The organism is Deltaproteobacteria bacterium, assembly GCA_009930495.1.
GTDB lineage: Bacteria > Desulfobacterota > Desulfovibrionia > Desulfovibrionales > Desulfomicrobiaceae > Desulfomicrobium.
In genome coordinates this window covers 1-1,160 of sequence record RZYB01000444.1, presented here as the reverse complement: position 1 = coordinate 1,160, position 1,160 = coordinate 1, and the positions used below count along the sequence as shown (strand labels likewise).

2 protein-coding genes are annotated in these 1,160 nt (G+C 65.2%); both read right to left on the bottom strand.

The features are described from left to right. Nucleotides 1-308: phosphoribosylanthranilate isomerase (locus EOL86_15355; protein NCD26946.1), on the bottom strand; the 308-nt coding region annotated here is incomplete at its 3' end. After that, nucleotides 308-1,093, bottom strand: a complete 786-nt coding sequence (locus tag EOL86_15350) for an indole-3-glycerol-phosphate synthase (protein NCD26945.1) — start codon at nt 1,091-1,093, stop codon at nt 308-310. The genes EOL86_15355 and EOL86_15350, both read right to left, overlap by 1 nt. Nucleotides 1,094-1,160: the final 67 nt, after the last annotated feature.

The window sequence follows — 1,160 nt, the reverse complement described above, 5'->3', positions numbered from 1 at the left end:
TAGCGCATGGGCCACAGGGCCTTGATGACGCGCTCCGGCCCCAGTGCCCGGCACACGTCCACGCTCTGGCCGCCGTGAAGCTGCAGGAGATCGAGGCCGGCCGCGTCGGCGATGGCCCGGATTTCGGCCGCGTCCTGGCGCACGAACACGCCGACCTTGAGGGCCTGCCTGGGCTTCTGGGCCGCAGCCCAGGCAGGGGTGACGTTTCTGCGGCTTTCGGCGTGGAAGATAAAGCCGAGCAGGTCGGCTCCGGCCGCGTCGCAGAACTCCACGTCCTCGGGCCGGGTCATGCCGCAGATTTTGATGATCATGCCGCGCCTCCGTGTGCTGTCTGGGTCAGTCCGGCCAGACCCTGGCCCGGATCGGCGTTTTGCATCAGCGCCGTGCCAATGAGCAGCGCGTCCAGACCGGCGTTTTTCAGTTCCCGCACCTGCTCCGGCGTGGAGATGCCGCTGGCGCCGATCCAGATTTCCCCGGCCTCCTTGCGCCGGACCATGCCCAGGCAGTGGCTCAGGTCGGTGCGCAGGGTGTCCAGGTCGCGGTTGTTGACCTGGATGATGCGGCTTCCAATGGCCTTGGCCCGGTCCAGATCGCGTTCGTCAAAGACTTCCACCACGGGTTCCAGGCCTCTGGCCTGGCAAAGCTGGTGCAGGTCGGCCAGTTCCGCGTCGTCCGCGAATATGCGCACGATAATGAGGATGGCCGAGGCCGGGGTGGCCGAGGTCGCCTCCACCTGCAGGGGATGGATGATGAAATCCTTCCTGAGCAGCGGCAGGCCCAAAGGCGCGACTTCCGTCAGGTAGTTCAAATCGCCTTTGAAATACTGCGTTTCCGTGAGCACGGACAGAGCGCAGGCCCCGGCTGCCTTGTATCCGCCACAGGCGTCCAAGGGCGAGACGCCCAGGTTGATGTCCCCTTTGGACGGCGAGGCGCGTTTGTATTCGGCGATGATGCCGCTTGATCCCGGAGCAGTCAAAGCCGCGCCGAAACCGGACCGCGTCCCGGTCCAGGGTGTGAAGACATGACCTGCATCGCGTTGCCGGATCAGCTCCGCGACTTCCTTTTCCTTGGCACGTCGGAACGTCTCAAGCATGAGCGACTCCTCGGGACAGGCCGCGACCAACATGGATTTTGGCTTCCCGGACGGCCTCGTTCAAGGG